20 protein-coding genes and 1 pseudogene are annotated in these 24,347 nt (G+C 70.6%); 8 read left to right on the forward strand and 13 right to left on the reverse strand.

The features are described from left to right. Positions 1 to 28 precede the first annotated feature (28 nt). Positions 29 to 871, reverse strand: coding sequence for a serine hydrolase (locus OHT76_RS16300; protein WP_328871557.1), 843 nt, complete (start codon positions 869 to 871; stop codon positions 29 to 31). Between the two features lie 142 nt (positions 872 to 1,013). On the opposite strand from OHT76_RS16300, the pseudogene OHT76_RS16305 reads away from it, so the two are divergent. Then, positions 1,014 to 2,814 (forward strand): annotated as a pseudogene (locus tag OHT76_RS16305) (glycosyltransferase family 39 protein). Positions 2,815 to 3,044: 230 nt separating this feature from the next. Next, positions 3,045 to 3,848: an endonuclease I family protein gene (locus tag OHT76_RS16310; protein ID WP_328876542.1), complete on the forward strand. Its 804-nt coding sequence runs from the start codon at positions 3,045 to 3,047 to the stop codon at positions 3,846 to 3,848. Positions 3,849 to 3,861: 13 nt separating this feature from the next. Here OHT76_RS16310 and OHT76_RS16315 read toward each other — a convergent pair whose 3' ends face one another. The 3 genes from OHT76_RS16315 to OHT76_RS16325 are packed head-to-tail and all read right to left on the reverse strand — an operon-like array spanning position 3,862 to position 8,030. Beyond that, a complete protein-coding gene (locus OHT76_RS16315; RefSeq protein ID WP_328871558.1) occupies positions 3,862 to 5,544 on the reverse strand; it encodes a thiamine pyrophosphate-binding protein in 1,683 nt (560 codons plus the stop codon). Then, the gene (gene speB, locus OHT76_RS16320) at positions 5,541 to 6,509 is read right to left on the reverse strand and encodes an agmatinase (protein ID WP_328871559.1); all 969 of its coding nucleotides are present in this window, start codon (positions 6,507 to 6,509) and stop codon (positions 5,541 to 5,543) included. Before speB ends, OHT76_RS16315 begins: the two co-directional genes overlap by 4 nt. Positions 6,510 to 6,563: 54 nt before the next feature. After that, on the reverse strand, positions 6,564 to 8,030 hold the full coding sequence (locus OHT76_RS16325) for a sodium:solute symporter (RefSeq protein WP_328871560.1): 1,467 nt from the start codon (positions 8,028 to 8,030) through the stop codon (positions 6,564 to 6,566). Positions 8,031 to 8,215: 185 nt separating this feature from the next. Here OHT76_RS16325 and OHT76_RS16330 point away from each other — a divergent pair, with 185 nt between their 5' ends. Continuing rightward, positions 8,216 to 9,832, forward strand: coding sequence for a PucR family transcriptional regulator (locus OHT76_RS16330; RefSeq protein ID WP_328871561.1), 1,617 nt, complete (start codon positions 8,216 to 8,218; stop codon positions 9,830 to 9,832). A gap of 62 nt (positions 9,833 to 9,894) precedes the next feature. Further along, entirely contained in the window at positions 9,895 to 10,683 is a 789-nt protein-coding gene (locus tag OHT76_RS16335; protein ID WP_328871562.1) for a phosphatase, read from the forward strand. Here OHT76_RS16335 and OHT76_RS16340 read toward each other — a convergent pair. The 3 genes from OHT76_RS16340 to OHT76_RS16350 all read right to left on the reverse strand — a co-directional run bounded on the left by OHT76_RS16340 (position 10,680) and on the right by OHT76_RS16350 (position 13,438). Beyond that, positions 10,680 to 11,549 carry an acyl-CoA thioesterase gene (locus OHT76_RS16340; protein WP_328871563.1) on the reverse strand — a complete coding sequence of 290 codons (870 nt, stop codon included), beginning with the start codon at positions 11,547 to 11,549 and terminating at the stop codon, positions 10,680 to 10,682. The two genes, OHT76_RS16335 and OHT76_RS16340, sit on opposite strands and share 4 nt — an antisense overlap. Positions 11,550 to 11,583: 34 nt before the next feature. Next, on the reverse strand, positions 11,584 to 12,741 hold the full coding sequence (locus OHT76_RS16345) for an acyl-CoA dehydrogenase family protein (RefSeq protein WP_328871564.1): 1,158 nt from the start codon (positions 12,739 to 12,741) through the stop codon (positions 11,584 to 11,586). A gap of 103 nt (positions 12,742 to 12,844) precedes the next feature. After that, positions 12,845 to 13,438: an SACE_7040 family transcriptional regulator gene (locus OHT76_RS16350; RefSeq protein WP_328871565.1), complete on the reverse strand. Its 594-nt coding sequence runs from the start codon at positions 13,436 to 13,438 to the stop codon at positions 12,845 to 12,847. A gap of 86 nt (positions 13,439 to 13,524) precedes the next feature. Here OHT76_RS16350 and OHT76_RS16355 point away from each other — a divergent pair, with 86 nt between their 5' ends. From OHT76_RS16355 to OHT76_RS16370, 4 genes are read left to right on the forward strand one after another with little or no spacing between them, the layout of a single operon-like run. Then, positions 13,525 to 15,141 (forward strand): carboxyl transferase domain-containing protein, encoded by a 1,617-nt coding sequence (locus tag OHT76_RS16355; protein WP_328871566.1) that lies wholly within the window; start codon positions 13,525 to 13,527, stop codon positions 15,139 to 15,141. Positions 15,142 to 15,154: 13 nt separating this feature from the next. Next, on the forward strand, positions 15,155 to 17,074 hold the full coding sequence (locus OHT76_RS16360) for an acetyl/propionyl/methylcrotonyl-CoA carboxylase subunit alpha (protein ID WP_328871567.1): 1,920 nt from the start codon (positions 15,155 to 15,157) through the stop codon (positions 17,072 to 17,074). Further along, a complete protein-coding gene (locus tag OHT76_RS16365; protein WP_328871568.1) occupies positions 17,071 to 18,000 on the forward strand; it encodes a hydroxymethylglutaryl-CoA lyase in 930 nt (309 codons plus the stop codon). The genes OHT76_RS16360 and OHT76_RS16365 overlap by 4 nt, the downstream gene beginning before the upstream one ends. Before the next feature lie 6 nt (positions 18,001 to 18,006). Continuing rightward, positions 18,007 to 19,167, forward strand: a complete 1,161-nt coding sequence (locus OHT76_RS16370) for an acyl-CoA dehydrogenase family protein (RefSeq protein ID WP_328871569.1) — start codon at positions 18,007 to 18,009, stop codon at positions 19,165 to 19,167. A 4-nt stretch (positions 19,168 to 19,171) separates the two neighbouring features. Here OHT76_RS16370 and OHT76_RS16375 read toward each other — a convergent pair whose 3' ends face one another. The 6 genes from OHT76_RS16375 to OHT76_RS16400 all read right to left on the reverse strand — a co-directional run bounded on the left by OHT76_RS16375 (position 19,172) and on the right by OHT76_RS16400 (position 24,342). After that, positions 19,172 to 19,435, reverse strand: coding sequence for a helix-turn-helix domain-containing protein (locus OHT76_RS16375; RefSeq protein WP_328871570.1), 264 nt, complete (start codon positions 19,433 to 19,435; stop codon positions 19,172 to 19,174). Between the two features lie 158 nt (positions 19,436 to 19,593). After that, positions 19,594 to 20,823, reverse strand: coding sequence for an ABC transporter permease (locus OHT76_RS16380; RefSeq protein ID WP_328871571.1), 1,230 nt, complete (start codon positions 20,821 to 20,823; stop codon positions 19,594 to 19,596). Between the two features lie 8 nt (positions 20,824 to 20,831). Further along, entirely contained in the window at positions 20,832 to 21,569 is a 738-nt protein-coding gene (locus tag OHT76_RS16385) for an ABC transporter ATP-binding protein (protein WP_328871572.1), read from the reverse strand. Then, complete coding sequence (locus OHT76_RS16390) at positions 21,566 to 22,957, reverse strand: peptidoglycan-binding protein (RefSeq protein ID WP_328871573.1); 1,392 nt, start codon at positions 22,955 to 22,957, stop codon at positions 21,566 to 21,568. Before OHT76_RS16390 ends, OHT76_RS16385 begins: the two co-directional genes overlap by 4 nt. A gap of 12 nt (positions 22,958 to 22,969) precedes the next feature. Further along, positions 22,970 to 23,854, reverse strand: a complete 885-nt coding sequence (locus OHT76_RS16395; RefSeq protein WP_328871574.1) for a hypothetical protein — start codon at positions 23,852 to 23,854, stop codon at positions 22,970 to 22,972. Positions 23,855 to 23,886: 32 nt separating this feature from the next. Next, positions 23,887 to 24,342, reverse strand: a complete 456-nt coding sequence (locus tag OHT76_RS16400; protein ID WP_328871575.1) for a hypothetical protein — start codon at positions 24,340 to 24,342, stop codon at positions 23,887 to 23,889. Positions 24,343 to 24,347: the final 5 nt, after the last annotated feature.

Below are 24,347 nucleotides of genomic sequence, written 5' to 3' on the forward strand. Positions count from 1 at the left end.
CCGGTGAAGGGCGGGAGACCGCCAGACGTCAACTCGCGGTGAGATCCCGGTGTACGACCTTGGCGACGCCCTGGATGGTCGTGATGCCGTAGTTCATGGTGCTGTTGCCGTGGGTCAGCACCGTGATCAGGTAGTCGTGCCCGCCGCCCTTGAAGGTGCCGACGCTGTGCACCCGCCAGCCGTTGGTGGCGCGCTGCAGCCAGCCGTTCTTGACGTGCACGATGACGTCGGAGGGCGCTCCGTAGGGCGTGCCCCAGCGCTGGGAGGAGATCACGTCGCCCATCAGCTTGCGGACGTACCAGCGGGAGTCGTCGGTGAGCACCGAGTTCTTCGCGGTGAGCAGCTTCATCAGCTTCTGCTCGTCGGTGGCGGTGATCTGGGTCAGACCCCAGTAGCCATTGGCGCCGGGCTTGGTCTGCGTCATGCCCGCCGCGGCGAGGAAGTTCTTCACCTTGGTGACGCCGAGCTGCTGCCACAGGGTGGACGTGGAGGCGTTGTCCGACTTGGTGATCATGGCCGTGGCGAGGGACTTCTCACGGCTGGTGAGGGCCCGCCCGGTCTTCTGCGCGTCCCACAGCAGGGTGGCGAGGACGGTGACCTTCACCACGCTGGCGGAGTCGAAGGCGGTGGAGGGCCGGAGGGTGCAAGTGGTCTTGGTGGGCCGGTCGTAGACCCCGACGGCGATGGTTCCCTTACGGGTCGCCAGCGCGGCGGTGATGTCCTTCTTCAGCTTCTCGGCGAGCCCGGCCTTGGCGGACGTACAGCTGACGGCGGGCGCGGTCGCGGCGTTCGCGGGTGTGACGGCGGCCACAGACGCGACGAGCACCCCGCCCGCCACCCATCTGGCACGTCTGGATATTCGGTGAGTCATGCCCTGTTGACTCATGGAGCGGAGGGAAAGGTTGTAGGCGTTGGGGAATGGTTGTACGAGCCGTTACCTTCCCCTTGGTCAATTCACAGGCGGGCACCAGCTACGGCACAGCCCGCGCTCACCCGCGCTCCGCTCCTGGAATCTGTCCGGCTCGAACCTCAACAGCTTCTACAGCGCGGCCGTGCTGAGCGGTACGGAGAGCTGGAAGGCGTGGTTCTTCGGGTCGTTGGACGCGGGGAATTTCCTCATCGCCGACAAGCCGCCGTTCGCGCTGATGGTCATGGGGCTGTCGTGCCGGGTCTTCGGGTTCGGGACCAGGTCGCCGGTGCCGCGCTCGCGCTGCGCGCCACCCGTGACGGCAAGCTGCTGCCGTTGCTCGGCTCGGCGGCCTGCTTCGGGTTGGCGTTCAACACCAAGATGCTTCAGGGGTACATTCCGCTGCCGGTCGTCTTCGCCGTCTATCTGTACGCGGCCAGGCCGAAGCTCGTGAAGCGGATCGTGAACCTCGCCCTGGCGGCGGTGGTGCTGGCGGTCTCCAGCTTCTGGTGGGCTGCCGCGGTCTCCCTCGTGCCCGCCGACGAACGGCCCTACATCGGCGGTTCCAGCGACGGCACCGCCTGGGATCTGATCATGGGCTACAACGGCCTCGGGCGGATCTTCGGTGGCGAGGGCAACGGTGGCGGCAACGGTGGAGGCGGGGGTGGAGGCGGCGGGTTCTCCGGTACGGCCGGTATCGGGCGGCTCTTCAACGACATCCTCGGTGGGCAGATCTCCTGGCTGATCCCCTTCGCCGCGATCGCCTGCGTCGGCGGGCTGGTGTGGTGCGGCCGTGCTCCCCGTACCGATATGACCCGCGCCTCGCTGGTCATGTGGGGTGGGTGGACTGCCCTGCACTATCTGACCTTTGCCATGGCCGAGGGCACGATGCACCCGTACTACACGACCGCGCTCGCTCCGGGCATCGCGGCGCTGTGCGGGGGCGGTGGGCTCATGCTCCTGCGTGCCTTCCGTGCCGACAAGCGGTGGGTGTGGGTGCTACCGCTCGCCCTCGCGGTCACGGGCCTGTGGGCCGTGGTGCTGCTGCGCCGGGCCTCCGGCTGGAACACCTGGCTCTGGCCTGCCATTGCGGTCGTCATGGCGCTGGCGATCGTCGGCCTGTTCGTCTTCCGGTCCGGCAACCGGGCGCGGTTGCTGGCCGCTTCGGTGGCGGCGGCGATCGTCGCGGCGGTGGCGGGGCCCGCGGCTTATGCGTGGTCGGTCCCGTCCGGTTCCGGGGGGGTATGGGCGGTACGAATCCGACGGCGGGGCCGAGTACCGGGGGCGGGGGCTTCGGTGGGGGCGGGCGCGGCGGAGCCATGCCGGGCGGGGGCGGGCGGGGCGGCCAGAACGGGCAGGGTGGCCAGAACGGGCAGGCCGCCGGTGGCTTCCCGGGCGGCGGTATGCCCAGCGGGGCGCCCAAGGACGGAACCGACGGGGGCGCACAGCAGGACGGATCCGCCGACGCGGGCGGCACGTCTCCGAACGGCACCTCCCAGAACGGCGGCCCCGGCGGCGGCCGTACCGGCGGCATGGGCGGCGGCGGCATGGGCGGCACCGCCGACTCCGAGCTCATCGCCTACCTCAAGAAGCACCAGGACGGCGCCACTTGGCTGCTCGCGGTGTCCAGTTCCCAGAGTGCCGCCCAGCTCATCATGAGCAGCGGTGAACCCGTGATCTCCATGTGGGGCTGGTCCGGATCGGACCAGGCGATGACCCTCGCCAAGCTCAAGGAGCTGGTGAAGGCAGGCAAGTTGCACTACATCCAGCTCGGCGGCCAAGGCATGGGCGGCGGCTCCGGCCTCAGCACCGAGGTCACCGAGTGGGTGCAGCAGCACGGCACGGCCGTGAAGGCGAGCGAGTACGGCGACAGCTCGACGTCGGATTCGACCACGTCGGCGATCTAGCGCCTGGACCCCTCGGACATCAGCTGACCCAGCGGACCCAGAACGGACCCAGAACGGACCCCAGCCTTCCGGCCGGGGTCCGTTTTCGCGTGTCAACTCGCGTAGACAAGGCCCGATTTGTCGTTTCCAGTCACGCAATGGACACGCAGCATCCATTTACACGGCCGCATGTGCATGTCACTCTCCCACTTGCCGCCTCCATTCAACCCGCGTAGATGGGACTCCCCCTCATGCTGGCGACACACATACGCCGCTGGAAGTCGGTGGCCCTCGCCACCGCCACCGTCCTGGTCGGCCTCAGCGTCCCCGCCCTCACCGCGACCCCCGCCGCGGCCACCACGACCGCGTACGACAGCACGTACTACAAGAACGCGATCGGCAAGACGGGCACCAGCCTCAAGAGCTCGCTGCACACGATCATCAGCCCTCAGACCAAGCTGTCGTACTCGGCAGTCTGGGAGGCCCTGAAGGTCACCGACCAGGACCCGAACAACAGCAGCAACGTGATCCTGCTGTACTCGGGCATCTCCCGCAGCAAGTCGCTCAACGGTGGCAGCACCGGCAACTGGAACCGCGAGCACGTCTGGGCCCAGTCCCACGGCGACTTCGGCACCTCCGCGGGCCCGGGCACCGACCTGCACCATCTGCGTCCCGAGGACGTCCAGGTCAACTCCATCCGCGGCAACCTGGACTTCGACAACGGCGGCAGCAGCTGCACCAACTGCGGCGGCAGCCTCGTCGACTCCAACTCCTTCGAGCCCCGTGACGCCGTCAAGGGCGACGTGGCCCGGATGATCCTCTACATGGCCGTCCGTTACGAGGGCGACGACAGCTGGGTCGACCTCGAGCCCAACGACTCGGTCAACAACGGCAGCACCCGCTTCCACGGCCGGCTGTCCGTCCTGAAGGCCTGGAACGACGAGGACCCGCCGAGCGCCTTCGAGGAGCGCCGCAACCAGCTCATCTACACCAACTACCAGGGCAACCGGAACCCGTTCATCGACCACCCGGAGTGGGTCGAAGCGATCTGGTAGGTCTCGGACCGCCTTACAGATGCGTAGGCGCGAACATCCGCAGCACCGCCGGGAGTACGACCACCGACGGACCCGGTGACGCCAGCGCCTTCGCCAAGTCGGACTCGAGCGTCTCGGGGGTGGTCCGCACCCCCGGGACGCCGAAGGACTCGGCCAGCGCCACATAGTCCGGGCGGGTCAGCTCGGTCGCCGTGGCCTGGCCGAAGGCGTCCGTCATGTACTCGCGCAGGATGCCGTAGCCGCCGTCGTCGACGATCAGCCAGGTCACCGGAAGGTCGTACTGCCTCGCCGTCGCCAGCTCCGCGATGGAGTACAGCGCACCGCCGTCGCCCGACACCGCCAGTACCGGGCGGGTCGGATCGGCCGCCGCCGCGCCCAGCGCCGCCGGGAAGCCGTAGCCGAGGCCGCCGGCGCCCTGGGCGGAGTGCATCCGGTTCGGGCCCTTGGCATCGAAGGCCGACCAGGCCCAGTACGCCAGGATCGTCATGTCCCAGAAGGAGGGCGAGTCGGCGGGCAAGGCCCTGCGGACCGACGCCAACACCTCCTGTTCCAGGGTGAGTTCCTGGGAGGCGATGCGCTCCGTCACCCGGGACAGCACGTCCCGTACCCGATCGGCGGCCGAGGCGTCCGGCCGTTCCGTCACCGTCTCCAGCAGCGCCTGCAACGCGAGCCGTGCGTCCGCGTGGATGCCGAGCGCCGGGTGGTTGGACTCCAGCTTCCCGAGGTCGGCCTCGATCTGGATGACCCGGCCCCGCGGCTTGAACGTGTGGTAGTTCGAGGAGAGTTCACCGAGTCCCGAACCGATCACCAGCAGTACGTCCGCGTCCTCCAGGAAGTCCGTGGTGTACCGGTCCTCGATCCAGGACTGGAGGGAGAGCGGATGCGTCCACGGGAAGGCGCCCTTGCCTCCGGGGGTCGTGACGACCGGAGCTTGCAGCAGCTCGGCGAGCTGCCGCAGTTTGCGCGAAGCGTCCGCCCTTACCACTCCCCCGCCCGCGATGATTGCCGGGCGGGCCGCGTTCGACAGCAAGTCGGCTGCCACCGCGGTCAGTTCGGGACGCGGAGGCAGCTCGTCCGGGAAGACGTCGCCGCCCGTCACCACCGGGACCGAGGTCTCGGCGAGCAGCACGTCCTGCGGGATCTCCACCCACACCGGGCCGTGCGGGGCGGTCAGCGCCGACTTCCAGGCGGCGGCGACGGCGGACGGGATCTGGGACTGCGCACGAACCGTGTGAACCGACTTCACCACGCCCCTGAACGAGGCCGCCTGGTCGGGGAGTTCATGCAAATACCCATGTCGGCCGCCGCCCAGACCCGCCGTAGGGATCTGGCTGCTGATCGCCAGCACCGGGGCCGAAGCGGCCGCCGCCTCCTGGAGCGCCGCCAGTGAGGTCAGCGCGCCCGGGCCGGTCGACAGCAGCAGGGGCGCCGCCTCACCGGTGATCCGGCCGTACGCGTCCGCCGCGAACCCGGCGTTGTTCTCGACGCGCAGACCGACGTACCGCAGATCGCTCCGGCGCAGTGCGTCGAACATGCCGAGGGCGTGCTGGCCGGGCAGGCCGAAGACGGTCGTCGCCCCGAGCCCGGCCAGCGTCTCCACGACCAGGTCTCCGCCGTTGCGCCCGGGAGGCGGGTTCAGCGCTGCCGAAATCTGTGCCTCCGTCGGTCGGAGTACCAGGTCGTGGTCGTGAGTCACTTCGCGCGGGCCTCTGCAATCTGGCGGGACATGATCGTGGTCAGTTCGTACGCCGTGTGGGACGCGGCCACCGACGTGATCTCGGCGTGATCGTACGCGGGCGCCACCTCGACGACGTCCGCCGAGACGAGGTTGCACGAGGCGAGTCCGCGCAGGATCTCCAGCAGCTCGCGGGAGGTCATGCCGCCCGCCTCGGGGGTGCCGGTGCCGGGCGCGTGGGCCGGGTCCAGGCAGTCGATGTCGATGGAGATGTAGAGCGGGCGGTCGCCGATGCGCTGGCGCAGCTGGTCGGCGATCTCGTCGGCACCCCGGCGGTAGACGTCGGAGGAGGTGACGATGCCGAAGCCCATCTTCTCGTCGTCGGTGAGGTCCTGCTTGCCGTACAGCGGGCCGCGGGTGCCGACGTGCGACAGCGCCGAGGTGTCGAGGATGCCCTCCTCCACCGCGCGCCTGAAGGGGGTGCCGTGGGTGTACTCCGCACCGAAGTACGTGTCCCAGGTGTCGAGGTGGGCGTCGAAGTGGAGCAGGGCGACGGGACCGTGCTTCTTGGCCACGGACCTCAGCAGCGGCAGCGCGATGGTGTGGTCGCCGCCGAGGGTCATCATCCGCGCCCCCGTCCCCAGCAGCTCGTCCGCCGCGGCCTCGATCGTCTCGACGGCCTCGTTGATGTTGAACGGGTTCACGGCGATGTCACCGCCGTCCGCCACCTGGGCCAGCGCGAACGGGGACGCGTCCTGCGCCGGGTTGTAGGGGCGCAGCAGCCGGGACGCCTCACGGATGGCGTTGCCGCCGAAGCGGGCGCCCGGCCGGTACGAGACGCCCGAGTCGAAGGGCACGCCGACCACGGCGACATCGGCGGTGCCGACCTCGTCCAGGCGCGGCAGCCGGGCGAAGGTCGCGGGACCGGCGTACCGCGGGATGCGGGAGGAGTCGACGGGGCCGCGGGGCGTCTCGTTGCTACTCATGGGGAACTGCCTTCTTTCCTACGCTTCGTCGCGTATGTACATATGCCTACGACTCTACTGGTGAGCCGGGACGGGGTCGGACGCGAGTTCGGGTTCGGGTGCCCGTCCGGCGAGGCGCTCGCGCCAGGCGGCGAGGACTGCGGCGTCGGTGGGCTTTGTCATCAAGGAGACGGCGACGTAGGCCGCGAGGGAAGACAGCAGGCCGTAGTAGACGGGTTCGTTGGCGAGGATTCCGTACGTCGCCATCAGGCCGACGACCGCGAGGCCGCCGACGACCACCGAGGCGAGGGCGCCCTGGGCGGTGCCGCGCTTCCACAGCAGCCCGCCGAGGATCGGTACGAGCAGTCCGCCGACGAGGAGGTTGTACGCGACCGTCAGCGCCTCGACGACATTGTTCAGCGCGATGGCCGTGGCGATGACCGCGAGACCCATGATGAGGATGAAGACGCGGTTGCCCTTGACCTCGTCGTGCTCTTCGCCCCCGGGCTTGACTATGCCGCGCAGCCGCGACCAGATGTCGTTGTTGGCGACGGTGGCGCAGGCGATGAGCGCGCCGGAGGAGGTCGACATCACGGCGGCCAGGGCCGCGGCCAGCACCAAGCCCCGAACACCCATGGGGAGTTCGTCCTTGACGATGGTGGCGAAGGCGTCGTCGGCGCTGGCCAGGTTCGGGTAGAGCACCTTGGCTGCCGTACCGATGACGGCGCCGGCGAGGGCGTAGACGAGGCAGTAGGTTCCGGCCACCGTGCCGCCCCACTTGGCGGTCCGGTCGCTGCGCGCGGTGAAGACGCGCTGCCAGATGTCCTGCCCGATGAGCATGCCGAAGGTGTAGATGAGCACGTAGGTGAAGATCGTCTCGCCGCCGATGCCCAGCGGGTCGAAGTACTCGGTGGGCAGCTGTGCCTTCATCTCACTGAACCCACCGGCCTTGACGACGGCGATGGGGAGCAGCAGCAGGAGCACGCCGATGGTCTTCACCACGAACTGCACCATGTCGGTGAGGGTGATCGACCACATGCCGCCGAGCGTGGAGTACGCCACGACGATCGAGCCGCCGAGGACGATGGCGAGCGTGCGGTTCATGTCGAAGAGCACGTCGAAGATCGTGGCGTAGGCGATCGTCGAGGTGACGGCGAGCATGAGGGTGTACGCCCACATGACCAGGCCGGAGATCACGCCGGCCCGGCCGCCGTACCGGAGATCGAGCATCTCGGAGACGGTGTAGACCTTGAGCCGGGCGATCCGGGCGGAGAAGAAGACGGAGAGGGCGAGGAGCCCGAGGCCGATGGTGAAGACCATCCAGGCGCCGGAGAGCCCGTACTGGTACCCGAGGCCGACGCCGCCGATGGTGGACGCGCCGCCGAGGACGATGGCGGCCATGGTGCCCGAGTACATGGCCGGACCGAGCCGACGCCCGGCGACCAGGAACTCGCTCTTGGACTTGGCGCGGCGCATGCCCCACCAGCCCATGGCAAGCATGCCGACCAGATAGACGACGATCACTGTGTAGTCGACGGCCATGAGGGCTCCTTCGCGCACTGTCGGTGGCGTGTCGTGCAGATACCGGGGGACTGTGGCAGCGGTTCGCGGGGACATCCGCCCGTACCCGCGGCTGCCGGTCTGGACCGACCTTAGGTGGCCGGAAAGCGACTGCGAAGTGTACGTTTCATCCATTGAGGCTGTACGGAGTGGAGGGAACGCACACCATGCCGGATCCGTCGGTCCCACCCACCCCACCGGTACCGCTGTCGGCGCTCCTGGCCCGAGAGGACCTCTCCCTGCGCCAGATCGCGGGCCCGACGGATCCCGACATCGTGATCCACTGGGCCCACACATCGGAGATGGCGGACCCGTACCCGTACCTGCTGGGCGGCGAGCTCCTGCTCACGGCGGGAGTCCACATCCCGGAGGCGGCCGGCTCGGGCACGTACTTCGACGACTACGTCTCCCGAATCGTCGCGGCAGGCGGCACGGCTCTCGGCTTCGGCCTGGCCCCGGTCCACGACACGGTGCCGCGAGCACTGGTGGCGGCGTGCGAGTCCTACGACCTCCCGCTCCTGGAGGTCCCCCCGCAGACCACATTCTCGGGAGTGGCAAGGGCGGTCTGGCAACTCATGGCCCAGGCCCGCCTGGCCGAACTCCGCCGGGTAACAGAGGCCCAGCAGAGCCTGGCGGCGGCGGCTTCACGCCCGGATCCGGTGCCGTCGGTGCTGCGGCAGCTGGCTCAGCGGGTGGGGGGATGGGCGGGGCTGTACGGCCCCGAGGGCACCCTGGTGACGTCGGCGGGACGGGACCCGGGGGCGGAGGCGGAGGGGGCGCTGGCGGAGCTGGCGGGGGTGGTACGTCCGCGGAGGGCGGATGCCGCCGCAGACGCAGCCGCGGGCAGCACGGACTCGGCCGCAGCTGCGCGCAGCGGCGCCGCCCCATCCGCCCTAGCTGCGGGCAGTCGTGCCGCTGGGGCGGCGCCCGCTGCCAAAGAAGCGGCACCCCGCGGGCGCGGGCAAGCGACACCCACCCCCACCTCGGCGACAGACACAGTCGCGGACACCCACCTCGCCGCATACGCCCTGGGCCCAGGACATGGCTTCGTCCTCGGCGTAGCCGCCCCCCAAAGGGACCCCGCCGACCACACCATCGCCTCAGTCGCCGCCGTACTCCTCTCCCTCCTCACCGGAGAACAACAGAGCGGCACAGGGGCAGCCCGCACCTCCGCGCTGGTCCGCCTGCTGCTCGGCGCCGCACCGGGAGACGTGGCCCCCCTCCTCGGCACGGCCAACTGGCGAGTCGTACACGCCCGCCCCGACACCCCTACCGCCCCCGACCCCGTAGCCGCCTCCGCCCTGGGCGCCACCCTCGGCTCCCCCCTCGTCGACCTCGCGAAAGACGTCGTACGCATCCTCGTCCCCGCCGACCGCGACCCCGCCCCCCAACCCGGCTGGACCCTGGGCGTCAGCGACCCCGCAACCCCCGAAGAGTGGCCCGCCGCAGACACCCGCGCCGCCCGCGCACTGGCCCGCGCCCGAGCCACCCGCACCCCGCTCGCCCGCCACGGCACCCACCCCGCCCTCGCCGAACTCGTCCCGCACGACGAGGCCGAGGCCCACGCCCGCGCCCTCCTCCAACCCATCGCCCACACCCCCGCGCTGGTCGACACGCTCCGCACCTGGCTCTCCCTGCACGGCAGTTGGGACCGCACCGCCGTCGCCCTCGCCGTGCACCGCAACACCGTCCGCCAGCGCATCGCGAGGTGCGCGGCGTTGCTCGACACGGACCTCGACGACCCCGACGTACGCATGGAGCTGTGGTTCGCCCTCCGTCAGTGACCCGCGTCCCAGCGTCCGGGACACCCCGCGCGCCCACAGGGGTCTGCCCCACAATGGGACACATGCCGATACCCGGGACACCCAGCCGCGCCGAGCTCGTCGAACACCTCGTCAGAACCCGTATCGCGGGCGACGTCGCCACCCCCCGCGAGAACAACCTCTCCCATTACCGCAAGCTGGCGAACGGCGAGCGCAACTGGTGGCTCGGCCTGGAGCTGGGTGACCGCTGGACCGACGAGCAGGACGTGCTCGCGGTGATGGCGGAGCGGGTCGGGGTGAACGACGACCCGGAGTACCGCTACGGCCAGGACACCATCGACCCCGAACTGACGGTCGCGGGTCTTGAGCGGATGGCGGGCCGGCTGCGCAAGGCGGCCGACGGCGGCCAGCGCGTGCTGTTCGCCACCGGCCACCCCGGCGGCCTCCTCGATGTGCACCGCGCCACGGCCGCCGCCCTGCGCACGGCCGGCTGCGAGATCGTGGTCATCCCGGACGGGCTGCAGACGGACGAGGGATACGTCATGCAGTTCGCGGACGTGGCGATGCTGGAGCACGGCGCCACCCTGTGGCACACCCACTCCGGCGAACCGATGAAGGCGATCCTCACCGCCCTTGAGCGGCTCGGCGACCCGCTGCCCGACCTGGTCGTCGCCGACCACGGCTGGGCGGGGTACGCGGGCCGGCACGGCGTCGACTCCGTGGGCTACGCCGACTGCAACGACCCGGCCCTCTTCATCGCGGAGGCCGAGGGGACCCTCCAGGTGGCGGTCCCGCTCGACGACCATGTGGTCAGCCCCCGCTACTACGACCCGATGACGGCGTATCTGCTGGCGGAGGCCGGGCTGGTCTAACCCCGGGGGGCGCGGACCACGCCCTCCTGGATGACCGAGATGGCCAGGCGGCCGTCCTGGGTGTAGATGCGGGCCTGACCGAGGCCGCGGCCGCCGGAGGCCGACGGGGACTGCTGGTCGTACAGCAGCCACTCGTCGGCACGGAACGGGCGGTGGAACCACATCGCATGGTCCAGGGACGCGCCCACCACGTCCCCTACGGCCCATCCCCCACGCCCGTGCGCCAGCAGGACCGAGTCCAGCAGCGTCATGTCGGAGACGTACGTGGCGAGTACGACGTGCAGCAGCGGGTCGTCGCCCAGCTTGCCGTTGGTGCGGAACCACACCTGGGAGTGCGGTTCGCGCGGCTCGCCGAACTTCCCGTACGGGGGTTCGTCGACGTAGCGCACATCGACGGCGGCGCGTGCCTCCAGGAACTTCTCCACGACAGCGCGGTCGAGATGGCCGTAGCCGCTCAGCCGTTCCTCGGAGGTGGGGAGCGTCGCGGGGTCGGGGGCGTCGGGCATCGGGGTCTGGTGCTCGAAGCCCTCCTCCACGCGCTGGAAGGAGGCGGACAGGGCGAAGATCGGCTGTCCGTGCTGGACGGCGACCACCCGGCGGGCCGTAAAGGAGCGGCCGTCGTTCATGCGGTCGACGGTGTAGACGATGGGCGCGCCGGGGTCGCCGATGCGCAGGAAGTACGCGTGCAGGGAGTGGGCGAGTCGGTCCTCGGGGACCGTCCGCCCGGCGGCGACGAGCGCCTGGGCCGCGACCTGTCCGCCGAAGACGCGTGGAACGACGGCGGACCGGGACTGGCCGCGGAAGATGTTCTCCTCGATCTGCTCGAGGTCGAGCAGATCGAGGAGATCGTGTAGTGCCTGGCTCATGTGATGGTTGTACCGGCCAGTAATTTCCGGAACCTTACAGGCCCATGTCCTTGGCGATGATCGACTTCATGATCTCGCTGGTGCCGCCGTAGATACGGTTCACGCGGTTGTCCGCGTACAGGCGGGCGATCGGGTACTCGTTCATGAAGCCGTAGCCGCCGTGCAGCTGGAGGCAGCGGTCGATCACGCGGTGTGCGACCTCGGTGCAGAAGAGCTTCGCGGAGGCGGCCTCGGCGGGGGTCAGCTCACCGGCGTCCAGGGCCTCCAGCGCACGGTCGGCGACCGCCTCGGCCGCGTCGACCTCGGCCTGGCAGGCGGCCAGCTCGAACTTGGTGTTCTGGAACGAGGCGACGGACTTGCCGAAGACGGTGCGGTCCTGGACGTACTCCTTGGCGAACCGCACGGCGGCCTTGGCCTGCGCGTAGGCGCCGAAGGCGATGCCCCAGCGCTCGGAGGCGAGGTTGTGGCCGAGGTAGTAGAAGCCCTTGTTCTCCTCGCCGAGCAGGTCCTCGACCGGGACCTTGACGTCGACGAACGCCAGCTCGGCGGTGTCGGAGGTCTTCAGGCCGAGCTTGTCGAGCTTGCGGCCGACGGAGTAGCCCTCGGACTTGGTGTCCACGGCGAACAGGGAGATGCCGTGGCGGCGGTCCTCGGCGCTGGGCGCGTCGGTGCGGGCGCAGACGATCACGCGGTCGGCGTGGACGCCACCGGTGATGAAGGTCTTGGAGCCGTTGAGGACGTAGTGCGTGCCGTCCTCGCTGAGCTTGGCGGTGGTCTTCATGCCCGCGAGGTCGGAGCCGGTGCCCGGCTCGGTCATCGCCAGCGCCCACATCTCCTCACCGGAGACGAACTTCGGCAGGAACCGCTTCTTCTGCTCGTCGGTGGCGAGCATCTTGATGTACGGCAGGCCGAGCAGCACATGCACACCGGAGCCGCCGAACTGGACGCCCGCGCGCGCGGTCTCCTCGTACATGACGGCCTCGAACTTGTACGACTCGATGCCGGCGCCGCCGAACTCCTCGTCGACGCGGATGCCGAAGACGCCGAGCTCGGCGAGCTTGTAGTAGAAGTCGCGGGGCGCCTGGCCGGCCGCGAACCACTCGTCGTACACCGGTACGACCTCGGCCTCGATGAAGGCGCGGATGGTCTCCCGGAACGCCTCGTGGTCCTCGTTGAACACAGTACGGCGCACGCCGCCACCTCCACCTATGTCTAAGCGCTTGCTCACTCAACCGTACCGGCGAGTATCAAGCGCCGTCCAGAGGATCAGCCCCGTAACGCTCGTCACGCCCGCGCTACTCCCCCGCCGCCGCGAAGGCCCCCCTGGCCATCCGGTGCAACAGCTCCGAGGTCGCCCCGCGGCCCGGCAGCGAGCCCGGGCGGCCCAGGTGCGGGGTGGAGTTCAGCAGGCCGAAGACCGAGTGGACGGCCGAGCGGGCGGTGGGTTCGGTGAGCGCCGGGTAGACCTTGCGGACCACGTCCACCCACAGCTCGACGTACTGGCGCTGGAGCTGGCGGACCAGCTTGCGGTCGCTGTCGCGCAGGCGGTCCAGCTCGCGGTCGTGCAGGGTGATCAGAGGGCGGTCGTCGAGCGCGAAGTCGATATGACCCTCGATGAGGGAGTCCAGGATCTCGTCGGGACCTCCGCCGTCGGCCTCCGCGAGGCGCCGCTTGGCCCCGGTGAGCAGTTGGCCGCTGATGCCGACCAACAGCTCCGCCAGCATCGCGTCCTTGCCCGCGAAGTGCCGGTAGAGGCCGGGGCCGCTGATGCCGACGGCTGCGCCTATCTCATCGACCCCCACTCCGTGGAAGCCGCGCTCGGCGAACAGCCGCGCGGCCTCCTTGAGGATCTGCTCACGACGGGTGGGTGCGTCGGTTCTGGTGGCCATGGAAGCAATTCTAGACAGGGAGGTTAGCGGTCGTTAACCTGAAGGAAATGCGTTAACGCTCATTAACAAGGTGAGGGGACCGCAGGATGCACGAGGCACCCGAGCTGACCAGCGCGGCAGATCCCGCGTCGGAGGCCTGGAAGGCCAACGAGGAGGCGCAGCTCGCGCTGGTGGAGGAGCTGCGCACCAAGCTCGCCGCCGCCCGTCTGGGCGGTGGGGAGAAGGCGCGCGCCCGGCACACCGCGCGCGGCAAGCTGCTGCCCCGGGACCGGGTGGACACCCTGCTCGACCCCGGCTCGCCCTTCCTGGAGCTGGCGCCCCTCGCGGCCGACGACATGTACGACGGACAGGCCCCGGCGGCCGGCGTGATCGCCGGGATCGGCCGGGTCAGCGGGCGCGAGTGCGTGATCGTCGCCAATGACGCCACCGTCAAGGGTGGGACGTACTACCCGATGACGGTGAAGAAGCACCTGCGGGCGCAGGAGGTGGCGCTGGAGAACCGGCTGCCGTGCCTCTACCTCGTCGACTCCGGCGGTGCCTTCCTGCCCATGCAGGACGAGGTCTTCCCGGACCGCGACCACTTCGGGCGGATCTTCTTCAACCAGGCCCGGATGTCCGGCGCGGGGATCCCGCAGATCGCGGCCGTCCTCGGCTCCTGCACGGCGGGCGGCGCGTATGTCCCCGCGATGAGCGACGAGGCCGTCATCGTCCGCAATCAGGGCACGATCTTCCTCGGCGGGCCCCCGCTGGTGAAGGCCGCCACCGGCGAGGTCGTCACCGCCGAGGAGCTGGGCGGCGGCGAGGTCCACTCGCGGGTGTCGGGCGTGACCGACCATCTGGCGGAGGACGACGCGCACGCCCTGCGGATCGTCCGGAACATCGTCGCCACCCTCCCCGCGCGCGGGGCGCTCCCCTGGCAGGTACAGCCCGCCGCCGAGCCCAAGGTGGACCCCTACGGCCTGTACGGCGCGGTGCCCGCCGACCCCCGCACGCCCTATGACGTACGGGAGATCATCGCGCGCGTGGTCGACGGCTCCCGTTTCTCGGAGTTCAAGTCCGAGTTCGGGCAGACCCTGGTCACCGGCTTCGCCCGGATCCACGGCCACCCGGTCGGCATCGTCGCCAACAACGGCATCCTGTTCTCCGAGTCCGCCCAGAAGGGCGCCCACTTCATCGAGCTGTGCGACCAGCGCGGGATCCCGCTGGTGTTCCTGCAGAACATCTCCGGGTTCATGGTCGGCAGGGACTACGAGGCGGGCGGTATCGCCAAGCACGGCGCCAAGATGGTGACGGCGGTGGCCACCACGCGCGTGCCGAAGCTGACGGTCGTGGTCGGCGGTTCCTACGGCGCCGGGAACTACTCCATGTGCGGCCGGGCCTACTCGCCCCGCTTCCTGTGGATGTGGCCGGGCGCCAAGATCTCCGTCATGGGCGGCGAGCAGGCCTCCTCGGTCCTCGCCACCGTCAAGCGCGACCAGCTGGAGGCGCGCGGGGAGTCCTGGCCGCAGGAGGACGAAGAGGCGTTCAAGGCACCGATCCGTGCGCAGTACGAGCGCCAGGGGAATGCCTACTACGCGACGGCCCGCCTCTGGGACGACGGTGTGATCGATCCGCTGGAGACCCGGCAGGTGCTGGGCCTGGCACTGACGGCCTGCGCCAACGCGCCCCTGGGTGACCCCCAGTTCGGCGTCTTCCGGATGTGAGGGACTCATGACCATGTTCGACACAGTCCTCGTGGCCAACCGGGGCGAGATCGCCGTCCGGGTCATCCGTACCCTGCGCGCGCTGGGTGTCCGCTCGGTCGCCGTCTTCTCCGACGCCGACGCCGACGCGCGGCACGTCAGGGAGGCCGACACGGCGGTACGGATCGGACCGGCGCCGGCGGTCGAGAGCTATCTCTCGGCGGAGCGGATCCTCGAGGCCGCCGCCCGCACCGGCGCCCAGGCCGTCCACCCCGGGTACGGCTTCCTCGCCGAGAACGCCGACTTCGCGCGCGCGTGCGCCGAGGCGGGCCTGGTGTTCATCGGGCCGCCGGCCGAGGCGATCTCCCTGATGGGCGACAAGATCCGCGCCAAGGAGACCGTGCAGGCGGCCGGAGTCCCCGTCGTCCCCGGCGGCCGTGACCCCGAACTGGCCGACGCGGCCCATGAGCTGGGCGCGCCGGTGCTGCTGAAGCCGAGCGCGGGCGGCGGCGGCAAGGGCATGCGTCTGGTGCGGGACCTGTCCGCGCTGGAGGAGGAGATCGCGGCGGCCCGGCGCGAGGCCGCGGCCTCCTTCGGCGACGACACGCTCCTGGTCGAGCGGTGGATCGACCGCCCCCGGCACATCGAGATCCAGGTGCTGGCGGACGGCCACGGCAATGTCGTCCACCTCGGCGAGCGCGAGTGCTCCCTCCAGCGGCGCCACCAGAAGATCATCGAGGAGGCGCCCTCGGTCCTGCTGGACGAGGACACGCGCGCCGCGATGGGCGAGGCGGCGGTCCAGGCGGCCCGCTCCTGCGGCTACCGGGGCGCGGGCACCGTGGAGTTCATCGTCCCGGGCGGCGACCCCTCCGCGTACTACTTCATGGAGATGAACACCCGCCTCCAGGTGGAACACCCGGTCACCGAGCTGATCACCGGCATAGACCTGGTGGAGTGGCAGCTGCGGGTCGCGGCCGGGGAGAAGCTCGCCTTCGCCCAGGAGGAGATCCGGCTGACCGGCCACGCGGTGGAGGCCCGCATCTGCGCCGAGGACCCCGCGCGCGGGTTCCTCCCGTCGGGCGGCACCGTGCTGCGCCTGCGCGAGCCTTCCGGTGACGGTGTGCGCACGGACTCGGGGCTGAGCGAGGGCACCGAGGTCGGCAGCCTGTACGACCCGATGCTCTCCAAGGTCATCGCCTACGGCCCCGACCGCGCGACGGCCCTGCGCAAGCTCCGCGCGGCGCTCGCGGAGACGGTGACGCTCGGCGTGCAGACGAACGCGGGGTTCCTGCGGCGGCTGCTGGCCCATCCGGCGGTGGTGGCCGGGGAGTTGGACACCGGTCTGGTCGAGCGGGAGGTCGACGGGCTGGTGTCGGCGGAGGTGCCGCACGAGGTGTACGAGGCGGCAGCGGCCGTACGACTGGAGGCACTGCGGCCCGCGGGCGAGGGCTGGACGGATCCCTTCTCGGTGCCGAGCGGCTGGCGGCTCGGCGGTACGCCCCGGCCCCTCGCCTTCCCCTTGCGGGTCATCGGCGACCCTGTCGAGTACGTCCCGCGAGGCGCCCACACCGTCACCGACGACCGCGTGTCCGTCACTCTCGACGGCGTCCGGCACACCTTCCACCGTGCCGCCGACTGGATCGGCCGCGACGGCGACGCCTGGCACGTCCGCGACCACGACCCGGTCGCCGCGTCCCTCACCCGCGCCGCCCACTCCGGCGCCGACTCGCTCACCGCGCCCATGCCCGGCACCGTGACGGTGGTGAAGGTCGCCGTCGGGGACGAGGTGAGCGCCGGTCAGAGCCTGCTGGTGGTCGAGGCGATGAAGATGGAGCACGTCATCTCCGCCCCGCACGCCGGCACGGTCACCGAACTCGATGTCTCGCCCGGCACCACGGTCGCCATGGACCAGGTGCTGGCCGTGCTCGCACCGCACGAGGAGGTGGCCCAGTGACCCTGCCCATGACAGTTCCCGAACCCGGTCTCCCCTCCCGCGTCCGCATCCACGAGGTCGGCGCCCGGGACGGATTGCAGAACGAGAAGGCGACCGTACCCACAGATGTGAAGGCGGAGTTCATCCGGCGTCTGGTCGACGCGGGCCTCACCACCATCGAGGCCACCAGCTTCGTCCACCCGAAGTGGGTGCCCCAACTCGCCGACGCGGAAGAACTGTTCCCCCGCGTGAGCCACCTCCCGGTGGACCTCCCCGTCCTCGTCCCCAACGAGCGCGGCCTTGACCGTGCCCTGGCCCTCGGAGCCCGTCGCGTCGCCGTCTTCGCCAGCGCCACCGAGTCGTTCGCGAAGGCCAACCTCAACCGCACGGTCGACGAGGCGCTGGCGATGTTCGAGCCGGTCGTCGCGCGGGCGAAGGCCGAGGGCGTGCAGGTGCGCGGCTATCTCTCCATGTGCTTCGGCGACCCGTGGGAGGGCCCGGTCCCCGTCCCGCAGGTCGTCAAGGTCTGCCACGCCCTGCTCGGCATGGGCTGCGACGAACTGAGCCTGGGCGACACGATCGGCGTGGCCACACCGGGTCATGTCCGGGCGCTCCTGACCGAACTCACCGAGCACGGCACACCGGTCGACCGGCTCGCCGTCCACTTCCACGACACCTACGGCCAGGCCCTCGCCAACACTTACGCCGCCCTTCAGCACGGCGTCACCACCGTCGACGCCTCGGCGGGCGGCCTCGGCGGCTGCCCGTACGCGAAGTCCGCCACCGGAAACCTCGCCACCGAAGACCTCGTGTGGATGCTGCACGGACTCGGCATCGACACCGGCATCGATCTCGGCCGTCTCGTCGCCACAAGCGAGTGGATGGCCGGCCGACTGGGCCGCCCCAGCCCGTCCCGCACCGTACGAGCCCTCTCCCACAAGGAGTGACCCCCCATGGACCACAAGCTCTCCCCCGAGCTCGAAGAACTGCGCCGCACCGTGGAGGAGTTCGCACACGACGTCGTGGCGCCCAAGATCGGTGACCTCTACGAGCGTCATGAGTTCCCGTACGAGATCGTGCGCGAGATGGCCCGCATGGGCCTGTTCGGGCTGCCGTTCCCCGAGGAGTACGGCGGTATGGGCGGCGATTATCTGGCGCTGGGCATCGCCCTGGAGGAACTGGCCCGGGTGGACTCCTCGGTGGCCATCACCCTGGAGGCGGGCGTCTCGCTGGGCACGATGCCGATCCATCTGTTCGGCACCGAGGAACAGAAGCGGGAGTGGCTCCCCCGGCTGTGCTCGGGCGAGATCCTCGGCGCCTTCGGTCTGACCGAGCCGGACGGCGGCTCCGACGCGGGCGCGACCCGCACGACGGCCCGGCTCGACCCCGCGACGGACGAGTGGGTGATCAACGGCACCAAGTGCTTCATCACCAACTCCGGTACGGACATCACCGGTCTGGTCACCGTCACGGCGGTCACCGACCGCAGGCCCGACGGCAGCCCGCTGATCTCCTCGATCATCGTCCCGTCCGGCACCCCGGGCTTCACGGTGGCCCCGGCGTACTCGAAGGTCGGCTGGAACGCCTCCGACACCCGGGAGCTGTCCTTCGCCGACGTCCGCGTCCCGAAGGCCAACCTCCTCGGCACCGAGGGCCGCGGCTACGCCCAGTTCCTGCGCATCCTCGACGAGGGCCGTATCGCGATCGCGGCGCTGGCCACCGGCCTGGCGCAGGGCTGTGTGGACGAGTCGGTCCGCTACGCCAAGGAGCGCCACGCCTTCGGCCGCCCGATCGGCGCCAACCAGGCCATCCAGTTCAAGCTCGCGGACATGGAGATGCGGGCGCACACCGCCCGGCTGTCCTGGCGCGACGCGGCGAGCCGGCTGGTGGCGGGCGAGCCGTTCAAGAAGGAGGCGGCCCTGGCCAAGCTCTACTCCTCCACGATCGCGGTGGACAACGCCCGCGACGCCACCCAGATCCACGGCGGCTACGGCTTTATGAACGAGTACCCGGTGGCCCGTATGTGGCGCGACTCCAAGATCCTGGAGATCGGCGAGGGCACCAGCGAGGTCCAGCGGATGCTGATCGCACGGGAGTTGGGGCTGCCGGGATAACGGCTCAGCTGACGCGCGCCATCGTTGTCTGCGGGCTCTTCGCCGGTCCGAGCAGGCCGAGTTCCTGTGCCCGGGCCCCCAGCGCCACCCGCCCCGGGACGTTCCAGCGTTCCATCAGCCGGTGCACCCGCCGCTGGACCGTGCGGTGCCCGATGCCGAGTCTTCGGCCGATGGCCGCGTCACCGAGCCCCTGATAGAGCATCCGCACGATCACCAGGTCCAGCTGGTCGAGCTGGCCGAGCTGGTCAAGTGTCGGAGAAGCACTCAAGGTAACAATCCCCCCACAGAACGGAACCACAACTACCTCTTAGCTCACCCTAAGCGTCCCGCCTTCCAGTCGCTTGATTTAACAAACACACAAAGCACCCCCAACCCCGAACAGCCGGGGTGGCGTGAATACGCCAAATTCCAGCAGGACTGAACGCGTCAGCGCCGCAGCGCCTCCACGGGCTGCACGCGTGACGCCCGGACCGCCGGATAGAGACCGGCCAGCAGACCGGTGACCAGACCGACCAACGGGGCCGCCGCCACCGTCGCCGGATGCACCACGGGCGTCCACTCCCGGACCACGGCCACGGCGACCACGGTGACCGTGCCGACGGCGGTGCCCAGCAAGCCGCCCAGCGCCCCGAGCGCCCCCGACTCGGCGAGGAACTGGCCGGCGATATGCCGCCCGCGCGCCCCCAGGGCCCTGCGCAGGCCGATCTCCCCGGTGCGTTCGAGCACGGCCACCAGTGTGGTGTTGGCGATCCCGACCGCGCCGATCACCAGGCAGACCGATGCGAGCAGCAAGAACAGCTGATCGAGGTCGGAGCCGACCGACGACCGCAACCGCTCGGGGTCCGGCGGTGCGATCGCGCGGAAGTACTCCGGATGGTCGGGCCGCAGGGCCAGGGCGGCCTCCTCCGCGACCTGCTGGGCGGCCCCGGTCCGCGTGGAGATCAGCATCCTGGGCTCCGAGACGTTCTCCGCCCCCCAGACGCGTTCCGCCGTCCCCCTCGGCACGACCACCGAGAGCAGCAGGTCGGCCTTGCGTTCCACGTCACCGACGATGCCCACCACGGAGAAGGCCTCCCCGCCGATGAAGAGCGCGGGCGCGTTCTCCAGCGTGGTGATGCCGAGCCGGCGTGCCACGCCCTCCCCGATCACGGCCACCGGCGCGGCTGTCCGCTCGGCGAAGGCGTCGTAGACACGCCCCTGTTCGAGACTCGGCACCGCCGCCGCGAGGGCTCCTGGCGAGGCCGCCACCACCTTGGTGCGCGCGCTGGAGCCGAGGGCGTCCGCCGGCGGCGAGGCGCTCACCGTGGCGTCGGCCGGCAGCCGGACGGTGTAGTACACGCCTGCGTGCTCGACGCCGTTCAGCCTTCCGATCCGGGCGTCCGCGTCCTTGGGGAACGCGATGTCCACGAACTCGTTCTGCTGCCGGGCGTTGTCCTCGACCGTCACCTCGGTGGCGCTCAGTTCGGTGAACCGGTTGTCGATCTGCGACGACGCCGTGGCGGTCAGCCCGAGCACGGCCACAAAGCTCCCGACGCCCAGCACGGTGCCGAAGGCGGTCAGCAGGGAGCGCGCGGGCCGTTGCAGAATGCCCGCCGCCGCCTCGGCACACAGGTCGCGCAGCCGCAGCACGGACGGGGAGATCCCGGGCCCGGTCATCGCGCCCCTCACCGGACGTTGGTGGGCACGGGCTCGCTCAGCACGCCGTCCCGGATCGTCACGCGGCGCGAGCCACGGGCGGCGACCGCCGCATCGTGAGTGATCACCACTAGGGTCATCCCCCGGTCGTTCAGTTCGTCCAGCAGCCCGAGTACGGCGTCGGCCGTCGCGCTGTCGAGGTTTCCGGTCGGCTCGTCGCACAGCAGCAGCGTCGGCCGGACCGCGAGGGCCCGCGCGATGGCGACACGCTGCCGCTCGCCCCCGGACAGCCTGCTGGGCAGGGCGTCGAGCCGGTGGCCGAGGCCGACGCCGCACAGCGCCTGACGGGCCCGCTCGGTCCGCTCCCGGCGCGGGACACCGGCGTACACCATGCCCAGTTCGACGTTCTCCAGCGCGGTGCGGTGGGGCATGAGGTGGAAGGACTGGAAGACGAAGCCGATCCGCCGGCCGCGTACGGCGGTGCGCTCGGCGTCGGTGAGCCGGCTGACATCGACGCCGCCGAGGACGTACCGGCCCTCGGTGGGGGTGTCCAGGAGCCCGGCGATGTTGAGGAAGGTCGACTTGCCGGAGCCGGAGGGGCCGGACACGGTGACGAAGTCGCCCTGTCGCACCGACAGACTCGCGGGCCGCAGGGCCGTCACCGGCGGCGGACCGGGGTAGGTCCGGCCGACACCGTGCAGCTCCAGCACCGTGTCGCCGTCGGCGGGTTCCGGCACCGGCCGCCCGGGGCGCGTGAGCCACCTCATCGCAGGCCGCCGGAGCCGCGTATCCCGACGATCACGTGCTCTCCTGACCGCAGCGCGGCCTGTCCGCCGACCGGCACCACGGCGACGAAGCCGTCGCCCTGGGTGCCCGCCCGGACCTCGACCCGTCTGCGGGTGCCGTTGTCTTCGAGGACCGTGACGGACGTCCTGCTGTCCGCTCCGGCCGACACCGCCGTGATCGGCACCACCAGGGCGCGGCCCTCGGTCGAGGCCGACTCGATGGTCAACCGCACGCCCTGCCCGGCCGAGCCCGCCTTGAGCGCCTTGTCCGGCTTGACCACCAGCCGGTAGGAGCCCGGCGGCGGCGCATCGCCGACCGTGGTGTCCTCGCTCTCCGCGGCCTTCCCCGACTCGGGGGTGTCGGCCACGGAGGCCACCACGGCCTCGGTCTGCTCGCCGCTGAGCTCCGACAGGATCTGCACCTGCTGCCCGGCGTTGACCAACTGCCGCTGGTGTTCCTGAAGATATCCGTGGACGACCAGCTCACCGGCCGACAGCCGGAGCACGGAGCCCGACACCCGCGAGCCCACCGCGCCAGTGACCGAGTCGACGAAGGCCGGGAATCCCCGGACGAAGACCACCTCGTCCATGGGCAGCATCGGCCCCGACACCGCCTCCACCTCGGCGAGTTCGGCGCGCGCGTCGGCGAGGTCCTGCTCGGCCTGCTCCTCGGTGACACCGTCCTGGCCGCCGTCGGCGTCCTGGATGGCCCGCTCGGCCGCCCGCACCGCGTCCTGTGCGGCGTCGAGCCGGTCTCCGCCGTCGGTCTCGGCCTGCCGGGGCTCGTAGCCGATCGAGGCGTAGTAGCCGGCCAGTGCCGACTTCGTGCCCGGGCCGAAGACGTCCTTCGCGTCCGCTCCTGTGTCGTGGCCGAGACCGCGCAGGGCGGACTGCAGTTGCGCCACGTCCCGGCCCTCGGCGCCCGGCCTGAGGTCGCGGTAGACGGGGATCTCCCCGGGCAGCACGAACACCGGCCGGCCCGAGACCTCCAGCACCACCCGGCCGGCCTTGACACGCTGACCGGCCTTGACCGGCACCCGGGTGACCACCGGGGCGCCGGATCCGTCCCCGCCGGCGCTCTGCGGCGCCACCTCGACCGTCTGCCCGGCCCGTACCGTGCCCCGCAGGACGACCGTGTCCTTCAGCACCCGGTGTTCCACCGGAGCGGTGAGGACGTCGGCCTCAGGCGGCGCGGTCTCCGCAGCGGCCTGGGCCGGCGAGCGGATCAGCTGAGCTGCGCCGACGCCCGCGCCGGTGAGCAGCACCGAGGCGGCCGCCATCCCGGCGAGCCAGCGCCGACGCCGGACCGGCCCGGCGCGCCCGGGCTCCGGGCCCGCGGACAGCTCTTCGGTGTCCCTGTTGTCGTTCATCCCGCCAACTCCTCAGGAACCGGATCCGGTTGTGCGGGCCGCGGCCTTCAGTGCCTTCTCCAGCACCTGGCCCGCCTGCTGGAGCTCCTGGACGTGCTTCTCGGCCAGTTGCTCCTGAAGCCGGGACTCCTCCTCGAACCAGACCTCGGCCACCTTGTGCTCGTCCCGGCACGTCAGGTCGGCCAGCGCCGTGGCCACCTCTTCGGGAGTGGCCGTCGGCGCACCGAAGGCGGGGTCGTTCGGGGCGTCCATGGGCTCGTCGTAGGTGTAACCGCTGTCGGCCATGCAGGCCGACCAGGAGCGGAAGACCTCGCGCACCGGCTCGGCCTGCTGCGCCTTCGTGTAGGCCTGGTTGCTCAGGTCCATGGCGAGGGTGGACAGGGGATCCGTGGAGCCGTAGATCCGGCGGTACGCCTCCCCGCCGCAGCCGCCCTCGGGAAGCTTCGCGCCGACGGCCGAACCCTCCCGCTGCCCGGTCATCGCGGCCTCCTCCTCGGGGCCGAGTGCGGACGCCTCCATGAGCCGCCGCGTCTCCTCCTGGTAGGCGCGCATGTCACCGGCGGGCTTGTAGCCGTACGTCGCGGCGACATCCCGGTCGTGGATGCCGTACCGGAGGTCGGTGAGCGTGGACGGGCCGATGTCCGGGAGCGGTTCGGCGGGTCGGTAGTCGAAGCCGAACTCCTTCATGCACGCGGACTTGGCCTGCTCGATGGCGTCGAAGAGCAGGTCCTCCTGCTCCGCGTCCGGCAGATAAGCCTGGAGCGGGAGCACCCAGGTGGCCGGGTTCGCGGGGTCGGCGGCCCGGCCGTCCCCGGCGGCCGCGCTCTCCTGCGTGTCCTGTCCGCCGCACCCCGCCACGAACAACAGGGCCAGCGCGAGGGCCGGCAAGGAGCGCACCCGACGGAGCGCGCCCCCGGCCCGCATCGTTCTCAGCACCACTGGAAGGAGGCGTTCTCGTTGTAGGTGTTCACCAGGTTCCGGCTCACCGGGGTGGGAACGGCCGGCTGAAGGCCGTCCTTCGCCCCGTTGAACCAGCTGCTGAAGTAGACGCACGCGCCGTACGACGTGTGCTCGTTCTTGGCGGAAGCCGCGTTGTTCTTCACGTTCTGCAGCGAACCGGCGGCACCGGTGTTGCAGAACACGACAGGCTTGTATCCCTGACCGCTGTACACCGAGTCGAAGTTGCCGACGGCGTAGCCGAAGTCACGCCAGGCGCCCTGGGTGTTGGAGTTGTAGTACAGATTGAACTTGAAGTTGTTGTCCGTCTCGCAGGCCAGCCAGTAGTTGTCCCAGTCCGTCTGGTCCGACGCGTGCGCGGGCGCCCCCGCGAACATCAGCAGGCCGGCGGCGGAAGCGGCCGTCAAGGCCTTGGAAAGAGTGCGCATGGGAA

The organism is Streptomyces sp. NBC_00287 (assembly GCF_036173105.1).
Lineage (GTDB): Bacteria > Actinomycetota > Actinomycetes > Streptomycetales > Streptomycetaceae > Streptomyces.